Source organism: Enterobacter sp. Taxon_8 (genome assembly GCF_058354585.1).
Genome location: NZ_CM177989.1, coordinates 3,060,431 through 3,083,881 on the forward strand (window position 1 = coordinate 3,060,431; position 23,451 = coordinate 3,083,881).

General features: G+C 57.3%; 23 protein-coding genes. 15 read left to right on the plus strand and 8 right to left on the minus strand.

The genetic code is table 11. The features are described 5' to 3' along the window. Positions 1-32 precede the first annotated feature (32 nt). Complete coding sequence (locus AC4IBF_RS14590; protein WP_252092692.1) at positions 33-989, plus strand: VirK/YbjX family protein; 957 nt, start codon at positions 33-35, stop codon at positions 987-989. Here AC4IBF_RS14590 and AC4IBF_RS14595 read toward each other — a convergent pair. Further along, complete coding sequence (locus AC4IBF_RS14595) at positions 986-2,644, minus strand: ATP-dependent endonuclease (protein WP_115874620.1); 1,659 nt, start codon at positions 2,642-2,644, stop codon at positions 986-988. The genes AC4IBF_RS14590 and AC4IBF_RS14595 overlap by 4 nt on opposite strands. 289 nt (positions 2,645-2,933) lie before the next feature. On the opposite strand from AC4IBF_RS14595, the gene aqpZ reads away from it, so the two are divergent. The 4 genes from aqpZ to hcr all read left to right on the plus strand — a co-directional run bounded on the left by aqpZ (position 2,934) and on the right by hcr (position 7,475). Continuing rightward, positions 2,934-3,629, plus strand: a complete 696-nt coding sequence (gene aqpZ, locus AC4IBF_RS14600) for an aquaporin Z (protein ID WP_014883193.1) — start codon at positions 2,934-2,936, stop codon at positions 3,627-3,629. A 170-nt stretch (positions 3,630-3,799) separates the two neighbouring features. After that, positions 3,800-4,699, plus strand: coding sequence for a LysO family transporter (locus AC4IBF_RS14605; RefSeq protein ID WP_252092691.1), 900 nt, complete (start codon positions 3,800-3,802; stop codon positions 4,697-4,699). A 144-nt stretch (positions 4,700-4,843) separates the two neighbouring features. Further along, on the plus strand, positions 4,844-6,496 hold the full coding sequence (gene hcp / locus AC4IBF_RS14610; RefSeq protein ID WP_252092690.1) for a hydroxylamine reductase: 1,653 nt from the start codon (positions 4,844-4,846) through the stop codon (positions 6,494-6,496). Between the two features lie 10 nt (positions 6,497-6,506). Continuing rightward, the gene (gene hcr, locus AC4IBF_RS14615; protein ID WP_252092689.1) at positions 6,507-7,475 is read left to right on the plus strand and encodes an NADH oxidoreductase; all 969 of its coding nucleotides are present in this window, start codon (positions 6,507-6,509) and stop codon (positions 7,473-7,475) included. Between the two features lie 88 nt (positions 7,476-7,563). On the opposite strand, the gene AC4IBF_RS14620 is transcribed toward hcr, so the two are convergent. Then, the gene (locus tag AC4IBF_RS14620) at positions 7,564-7,998 is read right to left on the minus strand and encodes a DoxX family protein (protein ID WP_115874615.1); all 435 of its coding nucleotides are present in this window, start codon (positions 7,996-7,998) and stop codon (positions 7,564-7,566) included. Positions 7,999-8,149: 151 nt separating this feature from the next. On the opposite strand from AC4IBF_RS14620, the gene poxB reads away from it, so the two are divergent. The 4 genes from poxB to AC4IBF_RS14640 all read left to right on the plus strand — a co-directional run bounded on the left by poxB (position 8,150) and on the right by AC4IBF_RS14640 (position 13,461). Continuing rightward, complete coding sequence (gene poxB / locus AC4IBF_RS14625) at positions 8,150-9,868, plus strand: ubiquinone-dependent pyruvate dehydrogenase (protein WP_126302814.1); 1,719 nt, start codon at positions 8,150-8,152, stop codon at positions 9,866-9,868. A 38-nt stretch (positions 9,869-9,906) separates the two neighbouring features. After that, positions 9,907-10,908, plus strand: a complete 1,002-nt coding sequence (gene ltaE, locus AC4IBF_RS14630; RefSeq protein ID WP_143344881.1) for a low-specificity L-threonine aldolase — start codon at positions 9,907-9,909, stop codon at positions 10,906-10,908. A gap of 10 nt (positions 10,909-10,918) precedes the next feature. Then, a complete protein-coding gene (locus tag AC4IBF_RS14635; RefSeq protein ID WP_491462929.1) occupies positions 10,919-12,355 on the plus strand; it encodes an SDR family oxidoreductase in 1,437 nt (478 codons plus the stop codon). 92 nt (positions 12,356-12,447) lie between these two features. After that, positions 12,448-13,461 (plus strand): 3-beta-hydroxysteroid dehydrogenase, encoded by a 1,014-nt coding sequence (locus tag AC4IBF_RS14640; RefSeq protein ID WP_143344879.1) that lies wholly within the window; start codon positions 12,448-12,450, stop codon positions 13,459-13,461. Positions 13,462-13,689: 228 nt separating this feature from the next. Here the strand turns inward: AC4IBF_RS14640 and AC4IBF_RS14645 are convergent, their stop codons facing one another. Both AC4IBF_RS14645 and AC4IBF_RS14650 read right to left on the minus strand, forming a co-directional pair. Next, on the minus strand, positions 13,690-14,520 hold the full coding sequence (locus AC4IBF_RS14645; protein ID WP_133294078.1) for an N-acetylmuramoyl-L-alanine amidase: 831 nt from the start codon (positions 14,518-14,520) through the stop codon (positions 13,690-13,692). Beyond that, entirely contained in the window at positions 14,517-14,840 is a 324-nt protein-coding gene (locus AC4IBF_RS14650) for a heavy metal-binding domain-containing protein (RefSeq protein WP_008500028.1), read from the minus strand. The genes AC4IBF_RS14645 and AC4IBF_RS14650 overlap by 4 nt, the downstream gene beginning before the upstream one ends. Positions 14,841-14,937: 97 nt before the next feature. Between AC4IBF_RS14650 and AC4IBF_RS14655 the strand changes: the two genes are divergently transcribed. The 6 genes from AC4IBF_RS14655 to artJ all read left to right on the plus strand — a co-directional run bounded on the left by AC4IBF_RS14655 (position 14,938) and on the right by artJ (position 19,458). After that, positions 14,938-15,456, plus strand: a complete 519-nt coding sequence (locus AC4IBF_RS14655; protein ID WP_059445567.1) for a lipoprotein — start codon at positions 14,938-14,940, stop codon at positions 15,454-15,456. A 226-nt stretch (positions 15,457-15,682) separates the two neighbouring features. After that, positions 15,683-16,411, plus strand: coding sequence for an arginine ABC transporter ATP-binding protein ArtP (gene artP, locus AC4IBF_RS14660; protein WP_023310942.1), 729 nt, complete (start codon positions 15,683-15,685; stop codon positions 16,409-16,411). Between the two features lie 19 nt (positions 16,412-16,430). Beyond that, positions 16,431-17,162 carry an arginine ABC transporter substrate-binding protein ArtI gene (artI, locus tag AC4IBF_RS14665; RefSeq protein WP_044596922.1) on the plus strand — a complete coding sequence of 244 codons (732 nt, stop codon included), beginning with the start codon at positions 16,431-16,433 and terminating at the stop codon, positions 17,160-17,162. A gap of 6 nt (positions 17,163-17,168) precedes the next feature. After that, positions 17,169-17,885 (plus strand): arginine ABC transporter permease ArtQ, encoded by a 717-nt coding sequence (artQ, locus tag AC4IBF_RS14670; RefSeq protein ID WP_025756069.1) that lies wholly within the window; start codon positions 17,169-17,171, stop codon positions 17,883-17,885. Then, on the plus strand, positions 17,885-18,553 hold the full coding sequence (artM, locus tag AC4IBF_RS14675) for an arginine ABC transporter permease ArtM (RefSeq protein WP_023310940.1): 669 nt from the start codon (positions 17,885-17,887) through the stop codon (positions 18,551-18,553). Before artQ ends, artM begins: the two co-directional genes overlap by 1 nt. A gap of 173 nt (positions 18,554-18,726) precedes the next feature. Continuing rightward, entirely contained in the window at positions 18,727-19,458 is a 732-nt protein-coding gene (gene artJ / locus AC4IBF_RS14680; protein ID WP_021240923.1) for an arginine ABC transporter substrate-binding protein ArtJ, read from the plus strand. Between the two features lie 80 nt (positions 19,459-19,538). On the opposite strand, the gene AC4IBF_RS14685 is transcribed toward artJ, so the two are convergent. The 4 genes from AC4IBF_RS14685 to AC4IBF_RS14700 form a co-directional block, all read right to left on the minus strand. Then, positions 19,539-21,008, minus strand: a complete 1,470-nt coding sequence (locus AC4IBF_RS14685; protein ID WP_143344877.1) for a sensor histidine kinase — start codon at positions 21,006-21,008, stop codon at positions 19,539-19,541. Next, a complete protein-coding gene (locus AC4IBF_RS14690; protein WP_115874592.1) occupies positions 20,992-21,699 on the minus strand; it encodes a response regulator transcription factor in 708 nt (235 codons plus the stop codon). Before AC4IBF_RS14690 ends, AC4IBF_RS14685 begins: the two co-directional genes overlap by 17 nt. A gap of 72 nt (positions 21,700-21,771) precedes the next feature. Then, positions 21,772-22,899, minus strand: coding sequence for a 23S rRNA (uracil(747)-C(5))-methyltransferase RlmC (gene rlmC / locus AC4IBF_RS14695; protein WP_136194592.1), 1,128 nt, complete (start codon positions 22,897-22,899; stop codon positions 21,772-21,774). 40 nt (positions 22,900-22,939) lie between these two features. Beyond that, positions 22,940-23,413, minus strand: a complete 474-nt coding sequence (locus tag AC4IBF_RS14700; RefSeq protein WP_024907853.1) for a YbjO family protein — start codon at positions 23,411-23,413, stop codon at positions 22,940-22,942. Positions 23,414-23,451 lie beyond the last annotated feature (38 nt).

Consider the following 23,451-nt stretch of genomic DNA (forward strand, 5'->3'; position numbering starts at 1 on the left):
ATAGCGATATTCCAAAAGGATCAGGATCTACCATGTCTTCTATCGTCGACACATCACTTTCAAACCTGCCGCAGCCTAAATCCGGCTGGCAGCTCTTCAAAAAACTGGCTTTCGGTGAGATCGCGCCCGGGCTGGCATGGGAAAAAACCGCCTACAGACGTAAGTTCATGCTGCGTTCACTGGCGACACCGCTCAGCACCGCTCGCCTGCTGTCTGGCCTTGCAGAACATCCGCACCTAATGCAAATGCTCCAGGTTCAGCCGGGACTGCCCTGCCGCCTTCATCGTCCGTGGTTGACGGTCAATATGGATAGACAGCGTACGCTGGAATCGCTGTCATGGCACTATCAGATGATGTGTCGCCAGCTGCCGGCAAAGCTGACCAGTGGTTACCTTTCAAAGCAGGGCGTGACTCTGCTGACCTTAACCGGAAAAGATGAACAGCAATTTACCGTCCGTCTGTGTGCCGATGCGTTTATGGATAAAGAGGGAGAAGCTACCCTCGTTTTCTGTGACGGTCAAAATACGGCGCTGGCGGAGATGACCTTTACCCTCTGCCAGTTTGAGGGAAAATCGACGCTGTTCATTGGCGGTTTGCAGGGCGCAAAAGCGCATGTTCCGCATGAGCTGATCCAGGGTGCGACGAAAGCCTGCCATGGCCTGTTCCCGAAACGTCTGCTGGTCGAGGCCGCCATGATCCTCGGCGCCGCGTTCCCGGTAGAGCAAATTGTCGCGGTCAGTAACGATACGCACATTTACCGCAGCTGGCGCTACCGCAAGAAAAAAGAGGGGAAACTGTTGGCCGATTACGACAGTTTCTGGATCTCCATCGGCGGTGAAAAGCAGGACAGCGGTAACTTTATGCTGCCGCTCGTCATGCCGCGTAAACCAATGGAAGAGATCGCCAGCAAAAAGCGTTCCGAATATCGCCGCCGCTACGAGCTGCTGGATAGCCTGATTCAGCAGGTGAAACAGGCGACCCAACGTTAATCTGCTCTCCCGCGAGCCAGCCACAGCACGCGGGAGAACATCTTCCGCAACAGGGTCGGTACCGCCTCCACGCCCCGCCTCCCCGCCTCCGTTGCCACTTCAATGGCTAAATCCGGTTTTGAGGAACGATGAATAGCTTTGGCGATCACGCGCCGCATGTTCATCGGGACATCGACCGGCACCATGGCAATTCGGTGGAATACGTCGTCAAACCCCTGACGATACATAAAGTGTTCCATGTCCATGGCGGGCAGCATAGTTAAATGGTCGCGCTCTTCCTCTCGCTCGTTACTCAGCAGGCTTCGCACGGTCGAGGCATATTTTTTGCCAGCCTCATCGCCGTCGACCAGAACGTGCCACTCGATCCCCATCCGGCGGGCAAATTTTATCAGTGGCTTTAATCCCGACTGGGCGAACTCGATTACCTTGATGCCTTCCGCATCAAAATGGTGGCCGCACTGGCGCGCCAGTTCGTTGATGACCCAGGTTTCCGTTTCCCCCTCAACCAGCAGCCAGCAGCGGGCAAAGAGCGACGACGCCCGGTTAAAGCGAATATGGAACGCGATGCGCCGCCCGTCTTCCGCGTTCAAACCGCCCGGCCCAAGCCGGAAAGCAGAGACGCGGGAGGATTCACGCACCAGGCGACAGACGTGTTCTACCGGCGTCAGCGATAATAGCTCCCCGGAATTGGTGGTCGTAATACGCTGGAGCGGCAGCAGATTCAGCAGATGCCATGCCACGGAGAGCATGATGGGATGGAGGCGCGTTTCCGGGTCTTCCACCAGCAGCAGCGGTCGGGCGTCCCGGTCAAGACGAACGGTGCCTTTGGCCTGCAGAAGCGTTGAAAACAGCCCCAGCAGAATCACCCGATGGGTACGACCTCCGGGCCTGTCGATCATCCGGTTAATGATGTCGAGATAACGCCAGCTTCGCTGCTCATCATGAGAGCGGCGGCGCATCAGACGATGGCGCGACTCAGAGGTTCCCTGCTCGGAAAAATAGTGCTCCAGAAGCTGTACCATTGCGGACAACCCCTGACGAATTTGGCCATCAGTAAGGTTCTGCGGACGCGACACCAGCTCTCTTGCCAGAAAATCCAGCTCGCGGGCGGTGACTTCCACTTCCGGCATATTGGGTACGGTACCGTTACGAATACGCCGCATAAAACGCGCATCGCGCAGGCGTAACACCGGCGTCAGACGGATCAGGTGACGGGCCAGATCGTCGATATTGTCCAGCGGGATGGGGTTAGCTTTCTCATCGAGAAAATCACGCAGGGTGAGTACCCCCTCGTTCTCCGCCATCTCACCTTCCAGCCGATAGAAAATCCGTTGAAAACCGTCATCGCACGGCACCCAACAGGGTGACAGCGGGCGGAAGCGACGCACGCGGTGACGTCCGGGTTCGGATTCGCGGAACGTCAGGATGATGTGCAGGTGCTTCTCTCGCCCCGTCACGTCGCCGGGGGGAAACCAGAAATCGTCGCGAACAAAGTGATACAGATCGTCCTCGGGCGAAAGCAGTAGCGTCAATGCATCCAGCAGGCTGGACTTGCCCCAAGCGTTCTCGCCGATCAGGACGTTGTTTTGCTCCAGCTGCAGTGACAGGCGGTTAATACCGCGAAACCCGACAATTTCCACACGTTCGAGAAGCATAAATCCCCCGACAAATGATCACTTTTTCCTTCAAGTTATCAGCAGTATAGCGGGAGGTGCTCTGTCACGACAGCATAACATTCACCCTTACAAGAATTGGTCTATGCTCTATTTACCGCTGATTTGAACAAGGATTGACATCACATTGCCTTAAATCAAATTAATCGAATTTATTTAAGTGGCGAAGGGATGTTGTTGGTTTCTAAAATACGGGCTCTTCGAGTCGTCATCCCTTTATGGCGATATATCCCGCGCGCGGGAAAGCGTGCGGAAAATTTTTGAGGTGGTTATGTTTAGAAAATTGGCAGCAGAATGCTTTGGTACATTCTGGCTGGTATTTGGTGGCTGCGGTAGTGCCGTTCTGGCAGCAGCATTCCCGGAATTAGGCATTGGTTTTGTCGGCGTCGCGCTGGCTTTTGGTTTAACCGTATTAACCATGGCGTTTGCCGTCGGGCATATTTCCGGCGGTCATTTTAACCCGGCCGTGACGTTAGGTTTGTGGGCTGGCGGCCGTTTCCCGGCGAAAGACGTGATTGGATATATTGTGGCACAGGTGGTTGGCGGTATTATTGCGGCTGGCGTTCTGTACGTAATTGCCAGCGGTAAAGCCGGGTTCGACGCGGCGGCCAGCGGCTTTGCCTCTAACGGCTTCGGCGAGCATTCTCCGGGCGGCTACTCCATGTTGTCTGCCATCGTGATTGAAATTGTGCTGACCGCCGGCTTCCTGCTGGTGATCCACGGCGCAACCGACAAACATGCGCCAGCTGGTTTTGCCCCGATTGCCATTGGTCTGGCGCTGACGCTTATCCACCTGATTTCTATTCCGGTCACCAACACCTCCGTTAACCCGGCACGCAGTACCGCCGTCGCCATCTTCCAGGGCGGCTGGGCGCTCGAGCAGCTGTGGCTGTTCTGGGTGATGCCAATTATCGGTGGTATCCTGGGCGGCGTGCTGTACCGCACCCTGCTGGAAAAACGCGATTAATTGCTCGCGGTGTCGGGTGGCGCTAACGCTTACCCGACCTACGTGAGAATGCACTTGTAGGCCGGGTAAGGCGTAGCCGCTACCCGGCTTTCTTTTGTCGCTTTACTGAACAGCCTTTATTGGGTAGTGTCACTGGCGCTTAACCGATACTCAAAAAGGACCGGCTGTTCATGTTTTCAGGACTCCTCATCATTTTGTTGCCCTTGATCGTGGGCTATCTTATTCAGCTCCATCGTGAATCCGCATTAAGGCTCATTAATCGATTCCTGAGCTGGATTGTCTACGTGATTCTTTTCTTTATGGGGATTAGCCTGGCATTTCTGGACAACCTGTCAGCGAATTTACTCTCAATTCTCCATTATTCTGTCGTCACCGTAGTCGTTATTTTGCTGTGCAATATTGCCGCGCTGCTGTGGCTGGAACGCACTATTCCATGGAAAAATCACCATCATCAGGAAAAGCTTCCTTCACGAATTGCAATGGCGCTTGAATCATTAAAATTATGCGGCGTCGTGGTGCTCGGTTTTCTTCTTGGGCTGACCGGTTGGGCTTTTTTGCAGCACGCAACTGAGGCCAGCGAATATACGCTGATCTTCCTGCTGTTCCTTATTGGTATTCAGCTGCGAAATAATGGCATGACCCTGAGGCAAATTGTCCTGAACCGTCGGGGAATGATGGTTGCCGTCATTGTTGTCGCCAGTTCCATGGTGGCGGGCGTCATTAATGCCTTTGTGCTCGATCTGCCGCTGAAAACCGGCCTGGCGATGGCGTCAGGTTTTGGCTGGTACTCCCTCTCCGGTATTCTGCTTACTGAATCATTCGGCCCGGTGATCGGCAGCGCCGCCTTCTTTAACGATCTGGCGCGAGAGCTGATCGCCATCATGCTGATCCCGAGCCTGGTTCGCCGCAGTCGTTCTACCGCGCTGGGCCTGTGCGGTGCGACGTCGATGGACTTTACCCTGCCGGTATTACAACGCTCCGGGGGGCTGGAGATGGTGCCCGCGGCTATCGTTCACGGCTTCATTTTAAGCCTGCTGGTTCCGGTTCTGATGGCCTTTTTCTCAGCCTGATACTTCTTTGGCGGTAGGTTTCCTGCCGCCAAAATTGCGCTAAATCAATCTCCCTCTATTTTGTAGCAGAAAGCCCTTTTCACCGTTCCGGCACGAGCATAACCTTAAACATGTATATCAAATATAACTTTAACAGGTGTGATTATGTTTTGTGTGCAATGTGAACAAACCATCCGTACCCCGGCAGGCAACGGCTGCTCCTACGCACAGGGTATGTGCGGCAAAACCGCAGAAACATCTGACCTGCAGGACCTGCTGATTGCGGCTCTGCAAGGCCTTTCCGCCTGGGCGTTCAAAGCCCGCGAATACGGCATAGTCGACCACTACGTCGACAGCTTCGCCCCGCGCGCGTTTTTCTCCACGCTGACCAACGTTAACTTCGACTCTCCGCGCATTGTCGGCTACGCCCGCGAAGCGATTGCCCTGCGTGAAGCGCTGAAGGCACAGTGTCTGAAGGCGGATGCCAGCGCCCGCGTGGAAAACCCGATGTCAGAACTTCAGCTGGTCAGCGACGATCTCGGCGACCTCCAGCGCCAGGCGGCAGAATTCACCCCGAACAAAGACAAAGCGGCGATTGGGGAGAACATTCTCGGCCTGCGCCTGCTGTGCCTGTACGGCCTGAAAGGCGCTGCGGCGTATATGGAGCACGCGCACGTTCTGGGTCAGTACGACAATGAGATTTATGCGCAGTACCACAAAATCATGGCGTGGCTGGGCACCTGGCCTGCCGATATGAATGCCCTGCTTGAGTGCTCAATGGAAATCGGCCAGATGAACTTCAGGGTGATGAGCATTCTGGACGCCGGTGAAACCAGCACCTACGGCCACCCGACGCCAACGCAGGTCAACGTCAAGGCTACCGAAGGCAAGTGCATCCTGATTTCCGGTCACGACCTGAAAGATCTCTACAACCTGCTGAAGCAAACCGAAGGCACCGGCGTTAACGTTTATACCCACGGTGAAATGCTGCCCGCGCACGGCTACCCGGAGCTGCGTAAATTTAAGCATCTCATCGGTAACTACGGCAGCGGCTGGCAGAACCAGCAGGTGGAGTTCGCCCGCTTCCCTGGCCCTATCGTGATGACCTCTAACTGCATCATCGACCCGACCGTCGGCGCGTACGATGACCGCATCTGGACCCGCAGCATCGTCGGCTGGCCGGGCGTGAGCCATCTTGAAGGTGACGATTTCGGTCCGGTTATCGCCCAGGCGCAGCAGATGGCGGGCTTCCCGTACAGCGAAATTCCGCACCTTATTACCGTCGGCTTCGGTCGTGAAACCCTGCTGGGTGCCGCTGATTCGCTGATCGATCTCGTCAGCCGTGAAAAGCTGCGCCACATCTTCCTCGTCGGCGGCTGCGACGGCGCGCGCGGCGAGCGTAACTACTTCACCGATTTCGCCACCAGCGTGCCGGAAGACTGCCTGATCCTGACCCTGGCATGCGGCAAATACCGTTTCAACAAGCTGCACTTCGGCGACATCGAAGGTCTGCCGCGCCTGATCGATGCGGGCCAGTGTAACGATGCTTACTCGGCCATCATTCTGGCGGTCACCCTGGCGGAGAAACTGGGCTGCGGCGTGAACGACCTGCCGCTGTCTCTGGTGCTGTCATGGTTCGAGCAGAAAGCGATTGTCATCCTGCTGACCCTGCTCTCTCTTGGCGTCACCAACATCGTGACCGGACCGACCGCGCCAGGCTTCCTGACGCCGGACCTGCTGGCCGTGCTGAACGAGAAATTCGGTCTGCGTTCCGTGACCAACGTTGAAGACGATATGAAGCAGCTGCTGAGCGCGTAAGGAGGGATTCATGACCATGCCAACCTCACAATGCCCGTGGCGGATGCAGGTTCATCACATCCATCAGGAGACGCCGGATGTGTGGACACTGTCGCTGTTGTGCCATGACTACTATCCATATCGTGCAGGCCAGTATGCGCTGGTCAGCATTCGCAATTCGGCGGACACCCTGCGCGCCTACACGATCTCCTCGACGCCGGGCGTGAGCGAATACATTACGCTCACCGTCCGCCGCATTGACGACGGCGCGGGCTCCCAGTGGCTGACGCAGGACGTGAAGCGCGGGGATTACATCTGGCTGTCCGACGCGCAGGGGGAATTCACCTGTGACGACAAAGCTGACGATAAATTCCTGCTGCTGGCGGCGGGCTGTGGCGTAACGCCGATTATGTCAATGCGCCGCTGGCTGGCGAAGAACCGCCCCCAGGCCGACGTGCAGGCGATCTTCAGCGTCCGTTCCCCGGAAGATGTGATTTTCGCCGAGGAGTGGCGTGAATATCCGGTGACGCTGGTGGCTGAGCACAACGCGACCCACGGTTTTGTGCCCGGTCGCCTGAGCCGCGAGCTGCTGCAAAGCGTGCCGGATGTTGCGAACCGAACGGTGATGACCTGCGGCCCGGCGCCGTACATGGCTATCGTGGAAGAAGAAGTGAAAGCGCTTGGCGTAACCCGCTTCTTCAAAGAGCAGTTCTTCACGCCGGTGGCGGAAGCGGCAAGCAGCGGCGTTAGGTTCACCAAACTGCAGCCTGCCCAGACCTTCTTTGGCCGCGTGGGGACCACGCTGCTGGAGGCGCTGGAAAGCAACAAGGTGCCGGTAGCGGCTGCCTGTCGTGCTGGCGTGTGTGGCTGCTGTAAAACCAAAGTGGTTTCCGGTGAGTACACCGTCACCAGCACCATGACGCTGTCCGACGCGGAAATTGCCGAGGGTTACGTGCTGGCGTGCTCGTGCCATCCGCAGGGGGATTTGATCCTCGCATAAACGATAAACGTTCGTTCGTAGGCCCGGTAAGCGTCAGCGCCACCGGGCTTTTTTGCCGGGCGGTACTGCGTTTACCCGACCAACAATTTTACCGCCACGCGGGCGCTTTACCCAGCGCAAACCGCCCTGCCCCTAAAAACGCGACAGCCAGCGAGCCGATAAAGAAGTACACCAGGCTTTCAATCGCCCATGCCCCAACCTTATCAAGGGCGAACGTTTCACCCATTCCCACCATCAGCCACGCCACAATCATCGTAAACGCCAGTACCAGCGCGGCCGGCCGCGTAAACAACCCGACAATAATCAGGATCGGCGCCACGACTTCGCCAACCAACACGCCGTAGGCGATAAATCCCGGCAGCCCTTTTTCCACCAGCATGCCGCTGATAAACCCCACGCCGCCAAAAAGCTTGTGCAAACCGTGAAAAAGCATCAGCCCGCCGACGGCAAGTCGTAACAAGAGTTTGCCAAGATCGTCGCACGATAGCTTTTCATTAACAGCAATTAACAATGATTTAACCATTTGAAATTATTCCTGTTTTAACTGAGACACTGCCAGATTATGCCGAATAATTGCGCGTGAAAAGCACCTTTTAATTGTGGGGATGCGACGGGCAATACGGAGACTTTCTTCTAAGCTTGTAAGCGTTATCACAAAAAGGAGACGGACAACCATGAAACAAACCGTGGCTGCATATATAGCGAAAACGCTCGAACAGGCTGGCGTAAAACGTATCTGGGGCGTCACCGGCGACTCCCTGAACGGACTCAGCGACAGCCTCAACAAGATGAAGACCATCGAATGGATGCCGACCCGCCATGAAGAGGTTGCCGCCTTCGCCGCAGGCGCTGAAGCGCAGCTTACGGGTGAACTGGCCGTCTGCGCCGGATCCTGCGGGCCGGGTAACCTGCACCTGATCAACGGCCTCTTCGACTGCCACCGCAATCACGTGCCGGTGCTGGCGATTGCCGCCCACATCCCCTCGTCCGAAATCGGCAGCGGCTATTTTCAGGAGACGCATCCGCAGGAGCTGTTCCGTGAATGCAGCCACTATTGCGAACTGGTTTCATCCCCGGAGCAGATCCCTCAGGTGCTGGCGATCGCCATGCGTAAAGCCGTGCTGAATCGCGGCGTTTCTGTGGTCGTTATTCCGGGCGATGTGGCCCTCAAGGCTGCGCCAGAAGGGGCAAGCACTCACTGGTATCACGCCCCGCAGCCCGTCGTCACGCCAGCAGAAGAGGAGCTGAAAAAGCTGGCGCAGCTGCTGCGTTACTCCAGCAATATCGCCCTGATGTGCGGCAGCGGCTGCGCTGGCGCGCACAAGGAGCTGCTGGAATTTGCCGGAAAGCTGAAAGCGCCGATTGTCCACGCCCTGCGCGGCAAAGAGCACGTCGAGTACGACAACCCCTACGATGTTGGCATGACCGGACTGATCGGTTTTTCTTCAGGCTTCCACACCATGATGAACGCCGACACGCTGATCCTGCTTGGTACCCAGTTCCCGTATCGCGCGTTCTACCCGACGGATGCCAAAATCATTCAGATTGATATCAACCCGGCCAGCATCGGCGCGCACAGCAAGGTCGATATGGCGCTGGTGGGCGATATCAAATCCACCCTTTCCGCCCTGCTGCCGCTGCTGGAAGAGAAAACCGACCGCAAGTTCCTTGATAAGGCGCTAAGCGACTATCGCGATGCCCGCAAGGGGCTGGACGACCTCGCAAAACCAAGCGACAAAGCCATTCACCCGCAGTACCTGGCGCAGCAAATCAGCCATTTCGCGGACGACGACGCCATTTTTACCTGCGACGTGGGCACGCCAACCGTCTGGGCGGCACGCTATCTGAAGATGAACGGCAAGCGTCGCCTGCTCGGCTCGTTTAACCACGGCTCGATGGCCAACGCCATGCCGCAGGCGCTGGGCGCAAAAGCCACGGCGCCGGAGCGTCAGGTGGTGGCGATGTGCGGCGACGGCGGGTTTAGCATGCTGATGGGGGATTTCCTGTCGGTAGTACAGATGAAGCTCCCGCTAAAAATCGTGGTATTTAACAACAGCGTGCTGGGCTTCGTAGCGATGGAGATGAAGGCCGGAGGCTATCTCACGGACGGTACCGAGCTGCACGACACCAACTTCGCGCGCATCGCCGAGGCCTGCGGCATCACCGGTATTCGCGTGGAGAAAGCCTCCGAGGTGGATGAAGCCCTGCAGCGCGCCTTCTCCATAGACGGCCCGGTGCTGGTGGATGTCGTCGTCGCCAAAGAAGAGCTGGCGATCCCGCCGCAGATCAAGCTTGAGCAGGCCAAAGGCTTTAGCCTGTACATGCTGCGCGCAATCATCAGCGGCCGAGGCGACGAGGTGATCGAACTGGCAAAAACCAACTGGCTCAGGTAAAACATTTCGCATGACCTCTTAAATTAAAGGGATGTGAAATGATTGATTTACGCAGTGATACCGTTACCCGCCCGAGTCGGGCCATGCTCGAAGAGATGATGACCGCTCCGGTCGGGGACGACGTCTACGGTGACGATCCAACGGTAAACGAACTGCAGCGCTATGCGGCAGAACTGAGCGGCAAGGAGGCCGCCCTGTTTATGCCGACAGGCACACAGGCGAACCTGGTCGCGCTGCTCAGCCACTGCGAGCGAGGTGAAGAGTATATCGTCGGCCAGGGCGCGCATAACTATCTCTACGAAGCCGGCGGTGCGGCCGTGCTCGGCAGCATTCAGCCGCAGCCGATTGACGCCGCGCCGGACGGCTCCCTGCCGCTCGATAAAGTCGCGGCGAAAATCAAAGCCGACGATATTCACTTCGCCCGCACCAAACTGCTCAGCCTCGAAAACACCCACAACGGCAAAGTGCTGCCGCGCGAGTACCTGAAGGCGGCGTGGGAATTTACCCGCGAGCGTAAACTCGGCCTGCACGTGGACGGCGCGCGTATCTTTAACGCCGTAGTGGAGTATGGCTGCGAGCTGAAAGAGATTACGCAATACTGCGACTCGTTCACTATCTGCCTGTCAAAAGGACTGGGCACGCCTGTAGGTTCACTGCTGGTTGGCAATACGGACTACATCAAGCGCGCCAACCGCTGGCGCAAAATGACCGGCGGCGGGATGCGTCAGGCGGGTATTCTGGCGGCTGCTGGGCTGTATGCCCTGAAAAACAACGTGGCGCGTCTGAAGGACGATCACGACAACGCCGCGTGGATGGCGGCGCAGCTGCGCGAGATTGGCGCCGACGTGATGCGCCACGACACCAACATGCTGTTCGTCCGCGTGGGCGAGGATCGCGCCGCTGCGCTTGGCGAATTTATGAAATCACGTGGCGTGCTGATCAACGCCTCACCTGTCGTGCGCCTGGTCATGCATCTCGACGTGAGCCGCGAACAGCTGGCGGACGTGGTTAAACACTGGCAGGCGTTTTTACAGCGATAAGGAACATCACGTGCCGCAACGCATTCTGGTGCTCGGCGCCAGCGGGTACATCGGTCAGCATCTCACCGCGGCGTTAAGCCAGCAGGGACACCAGGTGCTGGCTGCGGCACGCAACACCGAACGCCTGCAAAAACTCGGTTTGCCTGGCGTCACCTGCCACAACGTTGACCTCAACTGGCCGAAGGAACTTCCCGCCCTGCTGGAAGGGGTCGATACGCTTTACTACCTGGTGCACAGCATGGGCGAAGGCGGGGATTTCATCGCCCACGAGCGGCAGGTGGCGATGAACGTTCGCGATGCGCTGCTGCAAAACCCGGTTAAGCAGGTGATTTTTTTAAGCTCGCTTCAGGCTCCCGAGCATGAGCAATCCGATCATCTGCGTGCCCGCCAGCTGACGGCTGAGACCCTGCGCGGCGCCAATATTCCCGTCACCGAACTGCGCGCCGGGATCATCGTTGGCGCAGGCTCCGCCGCCTTCGAAGTGATGCGCGATATGGTCTACAACCTGCCGGTACTCACGCCGCCGCGCTGGGTGCGTTCGCGCACCACGCCGATTGCGCTGGAGAACCTGCTGCATTATCTGATAGCCCTGCTGGATCGCCCGGCGGAGCAACACCGCGTGCTGGAGGCGGCAGGCCCGGAAGTCCTGAGCTATCAGGAGCAGTTCGAACATTTCATGCACGTCAGCGGACGCCGCCGCTGGCTGATCCCCATCCCCTTCCCGACCCGCTGGATTTCGGTGTGGTTTTTGAATGTGATCACCTCCGTGCCGCCGACGACCGCCAAAGCGCTTATCCAGGGGCTGAAGCACGATTTACTGGCGGACGATCGCGAGCTGCGCGCCTTAATTCCCCAGGAGCTGAGCCGCTTTGACGATGCCGTGCGCAAAACGCTCAAGGAAGAAGAACAGCTGGTGAACTCCAGCGACTGGGGTTACGACGCTCAGGCGTTTGCCCGCTGGCGCCCGGAGTACGGCTATTACCCGAAACAGGCGGGCTGCACGGTGAAAACCAACGCCAGCCTGGCCGCTCTGTGGGAAGTGGTGAACCAGATTGGCGGCAAAGAACGGTATTTCTTCGGTAATATCCTCTGGCAAACGCGCGGGGCGATGGACCTGCTGGTGGGCCACAGGCTGGCAAAAGGCCGCCCGGCAAACCCGTATCTTGCGGTGGGCGACACGGTAGACAGCTGGAAGGCGATCATCGTCGAGCCGGAAAAACAGCTGGCGCTGCTGTTCGGTATGAAAGCCCCGGGGCTGGGTCGACTCTGCTTTACCCTGAAAGACAAAGGGGATTATCGTGAACTGGACGTGCGCGCCTGGTGGCATCCGCACGGAATGCCGGGTCTGTTCTACTGGCTGTTGATGATCCCTGCCCACCTGTTTATCTTCCGTGGGATGGCGAAACGCATTGCGCAACTGGCAGAACAAAAGACGGAAAAGATCTAAATAAAACTCTCTTTCTTTCACCTTTCCCATTGCATAGCGCCGTAATTCACGAAAGAATGCGCACGAAATTCTTTTCAACACAGTGGATTGATATGAAGGTACTGGTTACCGGGGCGACCAGCGGCTTAGGCCGAAATGCGGTCGAATTTCTGCGCAACAAGGGCATCAGCGTCAGGGCTACCGGTCGCAACGAAGCGATGGGAAAACTGCTGCAAAAAATGGGCGCAGAGTTCGTCCATGCCGACCTGACGGAGCTGGTCTCCTCGCAGGCGAAAGTGATGCTCGCCGGTATCGACACGCTGTGGCACTGCTCCAGTTTTACCTCCCCGTGGGGAACCCAGGAAGCCTTCGATCTCGCCAACGTGCGGGCTACCCGCCGTCTGGGTGAATGGGCCGTTGCCTGGGGCGTGCGTAACTTTATTCATATCTCGTCACCGTCACTCTATTTCGACTATCACCACCATCGTGACGTGCAGGAAGATTTCCGCCCTGCTCGCTTTGCCTGCGAGTTTGCCCGCAGCAAGGCGGCCAGCGAAGAGGTCATCGACCTGCTGGCGCAGTCAAACCCGCATACCCGCTTTACGGTCCTGCGTCCGCAGAGCCTGTTCGGGCCGCACGACAAGGTGTTTATTCCGCGTCTGGCGCAGATGATGCACCACTACGGCAGCGTGCTGCTGCCGCGCGGCGGCGATGCGCTGGTCGATATGACCTATTACGAAAATGCCGTTCACGCCATGTGGCTGGCCAGCCAGCCGAACTGCGATAAGCTTACCTCCGGTCGCGCCTACAACATCACCAACGGCGAACCGTGCACGCTGCGCAGCATTGTGCAGCGCTTAATTGACGAGTTGCAGATCGACTGCCGTATCCGTTCTGTTCCCTATCCAATGCTGGATATGATTGCCCGCAGCATGGAGCGCTTTGGCAGTAAATCAGCCAAAGAGCCTGCGCTGACGCATTACGGCGTCTCTAAACTTAACTTTGACTTCACGCTGGATATTTCGCGTGCGGAGAATGAGCTAGGGTATAAACCGATTGTGACGCTGGATGAGGGGATTATGCGCACCGCGGCGTGGCTGCGGGACCACGGGAAGCTTCATCGGTAGATCGGGCCCGATATTTTTACGATGAAAAAAAGCGGCAACCCGAAGGTTGCCGTTTGTCATTTTGCTGATTACAGCGCAGTCCACGCGTCCTGCCATGCAATTAGATTGTCAACCACGTTTGCGAGTAATTTCGACTGAGGAAACTATAAAACATTTACGCCGCGAATGTGATTAGAAAATTAGTCCAAAAGGAGACCGTGTAAAAGTGGAGTCGGGTAACCCGAGGGATTACCCCTGCCCGTAGCGCTCTAACAGCGCCTCCGCGATTGCCAGCGTTTCGCGATCGGCCACGCCGTCCCAGCGCGCCGGGCGAAAATGCATCTGAAACGCGACGATCACGCGCTTCTGCTGTGCGTTCGTCATGTTATCGGTCACCTCATAGCCGTAGCGCGCCAGCAGATCGAGCAGCACCTTCGGCTCAACAAGCTCATCTCGCGGCTTGCCGTTCAGGTAAAACGCCACCCGCGCCGGGTCGGGCCATGCGCCAATCCCCTGCAGCGCCAGCTGACGCCATGGGAACAGCGGGCCGGGATCGTCTTTGCGCTGCGGGGCGATATCAGAATGGGCCACCACATTTTCAGGTTTGATGTTGTAGCGGGTGATAATGTCTTTGGCGAGCGGCACCAGCGCCGCAATCTGCGCTGGCTCAAAAGGGGTAAAGTGCTTAACGCCCGACGTCTTTTGCCAGCCACGGTTCTCCAGCTCAATGCCGACAGACGTATCATTGATGCGGTTGGTGCCGCGCCAGAAGCTGATGCCCGCATGCCAGGCCAGTTCGCTCTCGGGTACCAGCTGCCAGATGCGCGGCTTGCCGTCCGGTGCGGGAGGCCTGGCAGGGATCAAATAGTGAGAGCTGACGTTTTTATCCGTCAGCGTGGCCAGCGAGCTGTCAAAATCATCCGCGGTGTAGTGGATCACCAGCACCTTGATGCGCGGATAAGCCGCCTGAGCCTGATGACGCGTATCCAGCTCGTAGGCGCCTTTGTCGATAACCCCTTTTTCCGAGGCACATCCTGCCAGCAGCAGCGCCAGCAGGAGCGCGGCAAACGAACGCCTCATCTCAGGGTTTTCACCGCCGTACCGCTTACGCTCACCATCAGCATGCTGCCATCTTTCCCGACCGTCTCGTAGTCGATATCAATCCCCACGACCGCATCAGCGCCGAGGGCTTCCGCCTGCTCGCCAAGCTCTTTAAAGGCGATTTCACGCGCTTTACGCAGCTCTTTTTCATATGCGCCCGAGCGGCCGCCAACGATATCGCGGATGCCGGCAAAAAAGTCACGGAAGATATTGGCGCCGAGAATCGCTTCACCGGTGACCACGCCGCAGTACTCGGTGATGGTCTGCCCTTCCAGGGTTGGCGTTGTTGAAAACTGCATGGTTTCTCTCCTTCTTTAGCGTTCAATGCCTTAGGCACAGCATTATCGGTTCGTTACGCTATGATTGAAAGGATAGTTAATAAATAAGGAAATCAACATGCGCTATTCAGCTTTAACACTTTTAGTGCCCTGCGCGCTGGTGCTCAGCGCCTGTACCACCACGGTCACGCCAGCCTTTAAGGATATCGGTACCCGCAGCGGCCCCTGCATTGAGGGCGGTCCGGACACCGTGGCGCAGCAGTTCTATGATTATCGCATTCAGCACCGCAGCAACGATCTCACCGGCCTGCGCCCGTATCTGAGCGATGGTCTGGCAAAACTGCTTAACGATGCCACCCGCGATCCGCAGCATAACGCCCTGCTGAAATCCGATCCGTTCTCCAGCCGCGCCACGCTGCCGGACAGCGCCGAAGTGGCGAGCGCGTCAACCATTCCGAACACGGATGCCCGCAATATTCCGCTGCGCGTGAAGCTGACGCAGGGAACCCAAACCTGGCAGGATGAAGTGCTGATGATCCGTGAAGGACAGTGCTGGGCGGTAGACGACGTGCGCTACGTGGGCGGTAGCGTTCATGCCCCGGCAGGCACGCTGCGCCAGTCGATTGAAAATCGCTAAACCCGCCGATATAACCTGGTAACCCCCGTAAAATGTGCGGCATTTCTTGCGGAATGCCGACATTTATACTCGCCGACCTTGCCGTTCGCTATTTTGTGCTATGTTTAAGAGGAAACACGGGTTATATTTAACTTTTAACGCAGAAATATTGCATAACTATTCTGTCAACGGTACTATCTGCGGCCTCAATTGCTATAGATTGCCTGGATGAGTAAAGACTGCCCCGATGAGTATTAAACTAAACGGCATTAACTGCTTCTACGGCGCACACCAGGCGCTGTTTGACATCACGCTGAACTGCCCGGAAGGCGAAACGCTGGTTTTGCTTGGCCCAAGCGGTGCAGGCAAAAGCTCCCTTCTGCGCGTCCTTAATCTGCTTGAAATGCCCCGTTCAGGTACGCTGGCGATTGCCGGTAACCACTTTGATTTCGCGAAGACGCCGTCTGATAAAGCGATTCGCGAGCTGCGTCAAAACGTCGGCATGGTCTTCCAGCAATACAATCTCTGGCCGCACCTGACCGTGCTGCAGAATCTGATTGAAGCCCCGTGCCGCGTGCTGGGGTTAAGCAAGGATCAGGCGATCGCCCGTGCTGAAAAGCTGCTGGATCGTCTGCGCCTTAAGCCCTACAGCGACCGCTACCCGCTGCACCTGTCCGGTGGTCAGCAGCAGCGTGTGGCCATTGCCCGTGCGCTGATGATGGAGCCCGCGGTACTGCTGTTTGATGAACCGACCGCGGCGCTGGATCCGGAAATCACCGCCCAGATCGTCAGCATCATTCGCGAGCTGGCGGAAACCAACATTACGCAGGTTATCGTCACCCACGAAGTAGAAGTGGCGCGCAAAACCGCCAGTCGTGTGGTCTACATGGAAAACGGGTATATCGTTGAGCAAGGTGATGCGAGCTGCTTCGCTAACCCGCAAACCGATGCCTTCAAAAACTATTTATCTCATTGATTGTGTCAGGGGAAATATAATGAAAAAAGTATTACTTGCCGTGCTGCTTGCTGGCGTTACCCTTTCCGCTTCCGCAGCTCAGACCATTCGTTTTGCCACGGAAGCCTCTTACCCTCCGTTTGAATCCATTGATGCGAACAACAAAATTGTGGGCTTCGACGTAGACCTGGCAAACGCCCTGTGTAAAGAGATCGATGCTACCTGTACCTTCAGCAACCAGGCGTTCGACAGCCTGATCCCAAGCCTGAAGTTCCGCCGTATCGATGCCGTGATGGCCGGTATGGACATCACCCCTGAGCGTGAAAAGCAGGTGCTGTTCACCACCCCTTACTACGACAACTCCGCCCTGTTCATTGGTCAGAAAGGTAAATTCACCTCTGTCGATCAGTTGAAAGGCAAAAAAGTGGGCGTGCAGAACGGCACCACGCACCAGAAATTCATCATGGATAAGCATCCGGAAATCACCACCGTTCCGTATGACAGCTACCAGAACGCGAAGCTGGATCTGCAAAATGGCCGTATCGACGGCGTATTTGGCGATACTGCTGTCGTGACCGAGTGGCTGAAAGCCAACGACAAGCTGGCGCCAGTGGGCGACAAAGTGACCGATAAGGATTACTTCGGTACCGGTCTGGGGATTGCCGTTCGTCAGGGCAACACTGAGCTGCAGCAGAAATTCAACGCTGCGCTGGAAAAAGTGAAGAAAGACGGCACCTACGAAACCATCTACAAAAAATGGTTCCAGAAGTAATTCCTGATGAATGAAATTTTTCCTTTAGCAAGCGCCGCCGGGATGACCGTCGGCCTTGCCGTTTGCGCACTGATTATCGGCCTCGTGCTGGCGATGTTCTTTGCGGTGTGGGAATCCGCGAAATGGTTCCCCGTCGCCTGGACAGGCTCCGCGCTGGTCACCGTGCTGCGTGGGCTACCGGAAATTCTGGTAGTCCTGTTTATCTATTTCGGTTCCTCACAGCTGCTGCTCACGCTGTCGGACGGCTTCACCCTTAATCTCGGCTTTGCGCAGATCCCGGTGCAGATGCAGATCGAAAACTTCGACGTCAGCCCGTTCCTGTGCGGCGTGATTGCCCTCTCCCTGCTCTACTCCGCATACGCGTCGCAAACCCTCCGCGGTGCGCTGAAGGCCGTGCCGCAGGGTCAATGGGAGTCGGGTCAGGCGTTAGGTCTGTCGAAATCAGCCATCTTCTTCCGTCTGGTGATGCCGCAGATGTGGCGTCATGCCCTGCCGGGTCTCGGCAACCAGTGGCTGGTGCTGCTGAAGGATACCGCGCTGGTGAGCCTGATTAGCGTCAATGATTTAATGCTGCAAACCAAAAGCATCGCCACCCGTACTCAGGAGCCCTTTACCTGGTACATTGTGGCGGCGGCGATCTACCTGGTGATCACGTTGCTCAGTCAGTACATTCTCAAGCGTATTGACCTGCGAGCGACGCGCTTTGAACGGAGACCAGGCTGATGCTTGAATATTTCCCCGAGTTGATGAAAGGGCTGCATACCAGCCTGACGCTGACCGTGGCGTCCATTATCGTGGCGCTGATCCTGGCCCTTATCTTCACCATCATCCTGACGCTGAAAACGCCGGTGCTGGTGTGGATTGTGCGCGGCTACATCACCCTGTTTACCGGTACGCCGCTGCTGGTGCAGATCTTCCTGATTTACTACGGCCCGGGCCAGTTCCCGTCGCTGCAGGAGTATCCGGTTATCTGGCATCTGCTTTCTGAGCCGTGGCTGTGTGCCCTGATTGCCCTTTCGCTGAACAGCGCGGCCTATACCACCCAGCTGTTCTACGGAGCGATCCGCGCCATCCCGGAAGGCCAGTGGCAGTCCTGCGGGGCGCTGGGCATGAGCAAGAAAGACACGCTGGCGATCCTGCTGCCGTACGCCTTTAAGCGCGCCCTCTCCTCCTATTCCAACGAAGTGGTGCTGGTATTCAAGAGTACCTCGCTGGCCTACACCATCACCCTGATGGAAGTGATGGGTCACGGACAGCTGCTGTACGGGCGCACCTATGACGTGATGGTGTTCGGCGCGGCGGGCGTGGTCTATCTGGTGGTTAACGGTCTGCTGACGCTGATGATGCGCCTGATCGAGCGTAAAGCGCTGGCGTTTGAGCGCAGAAATTAACCACGAAAATGCATAAAACGGTATTCATGAAGCGGGTAACCTGATGGGTTATCCGTTTTTTTTTGCGATAAAGATAATACTTAATCATTTTTATTGCATATAAATTCATTAACTGGCATTGTACATCCAGGCCGCAGACACGGCGCATCAATAAGACAGACGGGAGCATTACAATGAAAAAGTTAGTTCTGGCCGCATTACTCGCCACCTTCGCCGCTGGCGCATCCGCAGCTGATAAAATCAATTTCGGCGTGTCCGCCACCTATCCGCCGTTTGAGTCGCTGGATGCCAGCAACCAGATCGTCGGTTTCGATATCGATCTGGCGAAAGCGCTGTGCAAACAAATGCAGGCCGACTGCACCTTTACTAACCATGCTTTTGACAGCCTGATCCCGTCGCTGAAGTTCAAAAAATACGACGCGGTGATCTCCGGGATGGACATCACGCCTGAGCGCAGCAAGCAGGTCGCGTTCACCGACCCGTACTACGCCAACTCGGCGGTGGTGATTGCGAAGAAAGGCGCTTATACCTCATTCGATCAGCTGAAAGGCAAACGCATCGGGATGGAAAACGGCACCACGCATCAGAAATACCTCCAGGACAAACATCCGGAAGTGAAGACCGTGGCCTATGACAGCTACCAGAACGCGATTATCGACCTGAAAAATGGCCGTATCGACGGCGTCTTCGGCGATACCGCCGTGGTGAACGAGTGGCTGAAAACCAATCCGCAGCTGGGCACCGCAACCGAGAAAGTGACCGATCCGCAGTACTTCGGCACGGGTCTGGGTATCGCGGTACGTCCGGATAACAAAGCCCTGCTGGAAAAACTGAACGGTGCGCTGAAAGCGATTAAAGCAGACGGTACTTACCAGAAAATTAGCGAGCAGTGGTTCCCGCAGTAAGATTTTTTTGCCGGGTGGCTCGGCCTACGGGGGTGGTAGTCTGTAGGCCGGGTCAGGCGAAGCCGCCACCCGGCAATTTCTCAGAGTGGCACAAAGAACCTGAACCGTGCTCCGCTCGCCGACTCCATCAGCCTGATCCCACCCCCGTGCAGCTCCAGCATCCGTTTCACAATCAGCAGCCCCAACCCGCCGCGATTCTCTCTCGACGCCTGAGTATTGAGCGCCGACGGCCGCTGGAACAAATCGTCGCGCAGCGAGGCATCCACGCCCGCTCCGCTGTCGGAGACTTCAACCTGCAGCCGTTCATTTTCCTGCCACACCGCCAGGCGAATCTCCCCGCCGCCAGGCGTATGGCGCATCGCGTTATCCAGCAGGTTGGTCACCACGCGTTCAATCATCGACACATCGGCGTTTATCAGCGGCAGCGGCCCCGGCACGTCAATATGCAGATTGACCTCGCGCGTGCGGGCGGTGAGCTCAAACTTCTGCGCCACGTCGGAAATCAGCTCTCCCATCGCGAACCGCTCGCGCTGGGGTTTAATACCGCCGTACTCCAGGCGCGCCAGCTCAAACAGCTGCTGAGAAAGATGACGGACCTTTTGTCCCTGGCGCAGCGCGGTGGCGAGATACTGCTGGTGCTCCTGCGGCGTCAGCGTGGCGGATTTGAGCGACAGGGTTTCGAGATAGCCCAGCAGCGAGGTCAGCGGCGTACGGAGATCGTGCGAAATATTGGCGATAAACTCCCGGCGCTGGCGATCGCTGTCGGCCAGCCGATCCCACTGCTGGGTGATTTTGCGCGCCAGCTCGATAAAACTGTTGCGCAGGATCGCCACCTCATCTTTTGCCGCCGCGTCCGGCGTCTGTGCCGCCAGCTGTCTGATAGCGCTTATGCTGTCTTGCTCCAGCCCGGCGACTTCCACCGTCAGCTGTTTGACCGGACGCGTGACCCAATACCAGACCAGTAAACCGGCCAGCAGGCCAAACAGCGCGACCCACAGCAATGACCACAGCACCGTGCTCCACAGCGCCTTATGCCAGGCCATCTCCGCAAGAGCATTTGACTCCTCGCCCTGCAAAATAATGTACAGATAGCCTTTTAGCTCGCCATCCTGCCGCAGCGGCGTGGCGCTAAAGACTTTTTGATTTTGACTGCGCGGATCGTCGCCCAGCACCGGCATGGCGGTGCCGCTGAGGAAGCTCTGCACCGGAGCCAGATCGATTTTTTGCCGCTGAATATGGCCCGGCGGTGCGGCATCGGCGAGGATATCACCGTCAGGAGAGATAACGTACAGCTCAACGCTCGGATTAAAGGTCATCAGCCGGCCAAACAGCGGTTTCAGCGCGCTGCGGTCAACCCTGCCCTGCGCATCCAGAATTGGTTCGCGCTGAACGATCTGCTGCGCCAGCCCGCCCGACAAACGCTGCACCATCGCATTACCGTACTGCATGCTGCTGTAGAGCTGTACCGCACAGGCAACGGCGGCGCAGAGCATCATCAGCAGGATGAAGAGCAGCGTCAGGCGCTGGCTCAGGCTAAAGCGGCGCATCATGATTTGGCTCCGCAAATTTGTAGCCCTTGCCCCAGACGGTGCGAATAATCTCCGGCTCGGCGGCGTCCTTCTCAATCTTGATGCGCAGGCGGTTGATATGGGTGTTGACGGTGTGCTCATAGCCTTCGTGCTGGTAGCCCCAGACCTGCTCCAGCAGCGCCAGACGGGAGAACACCTCGCCGGGATGACGGGCAAAGAAGTAGAGCAGTTCGAACTCGCGCGGGGTGAGATCCACCACCTGGCCGTGAAGCAGCACGCTGCGCGCCAGCGGATCGATGGTCAGTCCGTGAGCCTGAATTTGACCGTCGGTTTGCGCCTGCCCCATCGCCTGCTGGCGACGGAACAGCGCTTTGATGCGCGCAATCAGCTCCTGCACGGAGAACGGTTTTGCCAGATAGTCATCGGCGCCGGTTTCCAGCCCGGTGATGCGGTCGGTTTCACTGCTGCGGGCGCTAATGATGATCACCGGCAGGTAGCGCGTCATCTGACGGATGCGGCGGCAAATCTCCAGGCCGTCAACGCTGGGCAGCATCAGGTCGAGGATCACCGCGTCCCACGTCTGAGCTTCAAGACGCTGCAGGGCTTTGCCCCCGTCGGGTTCGTGGGTGATGGCGTAGCCTTCGTCTTCTAAATTGAGTCGCAGAAGCGCCGCGATATCGTGGTCGTCTTCCACCAGCAGGATCTGCTTCATGGGTAAGCCTTCATTCATTTCTTATGACGTAAGCTTACCTGATTTCGCCGGGATGAAGAGTTCACATTTTGTTTAAGATTTTACGAGCAACGTCAGCACTTCATAGTGTGCGGTGTGCGGGAACATATCAAAAAGCTGAACGCGTTCAACGCGATAGCCCGGTAGTTGCGCAATGTCTTTTGCCATGGTCTGCGCGTTGCAGCTGGAATAGATGATGTATTCCGGCGCCATCTGGCTCAGGTAGTCGCACAGCGCATTGCCGATGCCGCGGCGCGGCGGGTTGACCAGCACCAGCTCAGGCACGTTGCCCTGGCCGGTGGCGAACTGCGTGGAGTCGAGCGCCTGGAAGCGCAGATTCGTTAACCCCAGCTCAGACGCAGACTGCTTCGCGCAGGCAATCGCTTCGGCAGAGATCTCAATGCCGGTGAGCTGCATCTCCGGCGTGGCGCAGTGCAGGCCAAACCCGCCCACGCCGCAGAAGAGATCCCACATGTGGTGAACGTTTAACGCACGAACCCAGTCGCGGGCGGCGGCGTACAGGCTGCTTGCTACGGTCGGGTTGGTCTGGAAGAAGCTTTGCGGGCGGATCCACAGCGGCACCCCGTTGAAGCTTTCGGCCAGCGCGTGCTGGTCGGTGAAGAAAATCTCTTTCTCCCCTTCCATGATTGCCATATGCACGGGCTGAATGTTTGCCGTAATGACCTTCAGCTGCGGAAGCTGCGCCTGCAGCCACGGCAGCGCCGCGCGCAGCTGCTCCAGCTTGGTTTCAGAGCGCAGCACGAAGCGCAGCATCATGCCGCCGTCTTTCTGGCTTTCCGTCAGCAGAAGGTATTTCAGCTCGCCGCGCTTGCGGGCCACGCTGTAGGGCGTTAAGCCCGCCCGCGCGATAAACGGTTTCAGTGCGGCAAAGACAGGCTCAAACGAGTCGGGATACAGCGGGCAGTCGGTTAAGTCTTCCGGCGTGCCGTCGCGGTGCAGCATCCCAAGCAGCGGTTTTTCTACGCTGCCGCTGACCACCATTTTGGCTTTATTGCGAAAACCCTGTTCAGGGCCGCTGACGGGTGCGCACCACTCGCCCACCGCGTGTTCTGCCAGCAGCTGTTGCAGGTCAGCCATTTTGGCGGTGAGCTGTTGAGGGACCGGCTGTTCTATCCACTGACAGGAGCGGCAGCGTCCGGCGTCATAGAGTGCGCACTGCATATGAAAACCTTAAAAATCACGAGGGCTGCGATTATACACATTATTGCAGGCGGAAGAATCTCCGACTGGAAGCCGGAACGAAGAGTAGAAAGAGCACCAGCATGTCCGGCAGTTTTTGCATAAATAGCGCGCGCAGGATCTCGCGTTTGGATTCACCGGCGATGCTGAACAGCTCCGGGTAGCCATACCCCAGCGAGGCGGCCCACAGATAGCTTGCGGCGGTAATTTGCGTCAGCAGATAGACCCATCGCGCCCAGTTGCGCCCTTTAACCAGCGAAAACGCGCAGTAGATCTCGATAAACACCAGCACCAGGCTGCTCAAAAAGACCAGCGTCAGATTCCACGTCTGCACGCTGCGGTGAATGAATTCACCGATGCCGCGCACGCCCAGGGTGTTGAGAATCATCAGCACATCCAGGCAGCGGATCATAATAATGGCGAGCGCCGCCACCTGAACCAGCGCAGGTACGTTAGGACGCGCGTGCGTAATACGTGATTTTTTTAATAATCCCAATGTTTTACTTCCCTGAAAAACAGTGCCGCGTCATGCGC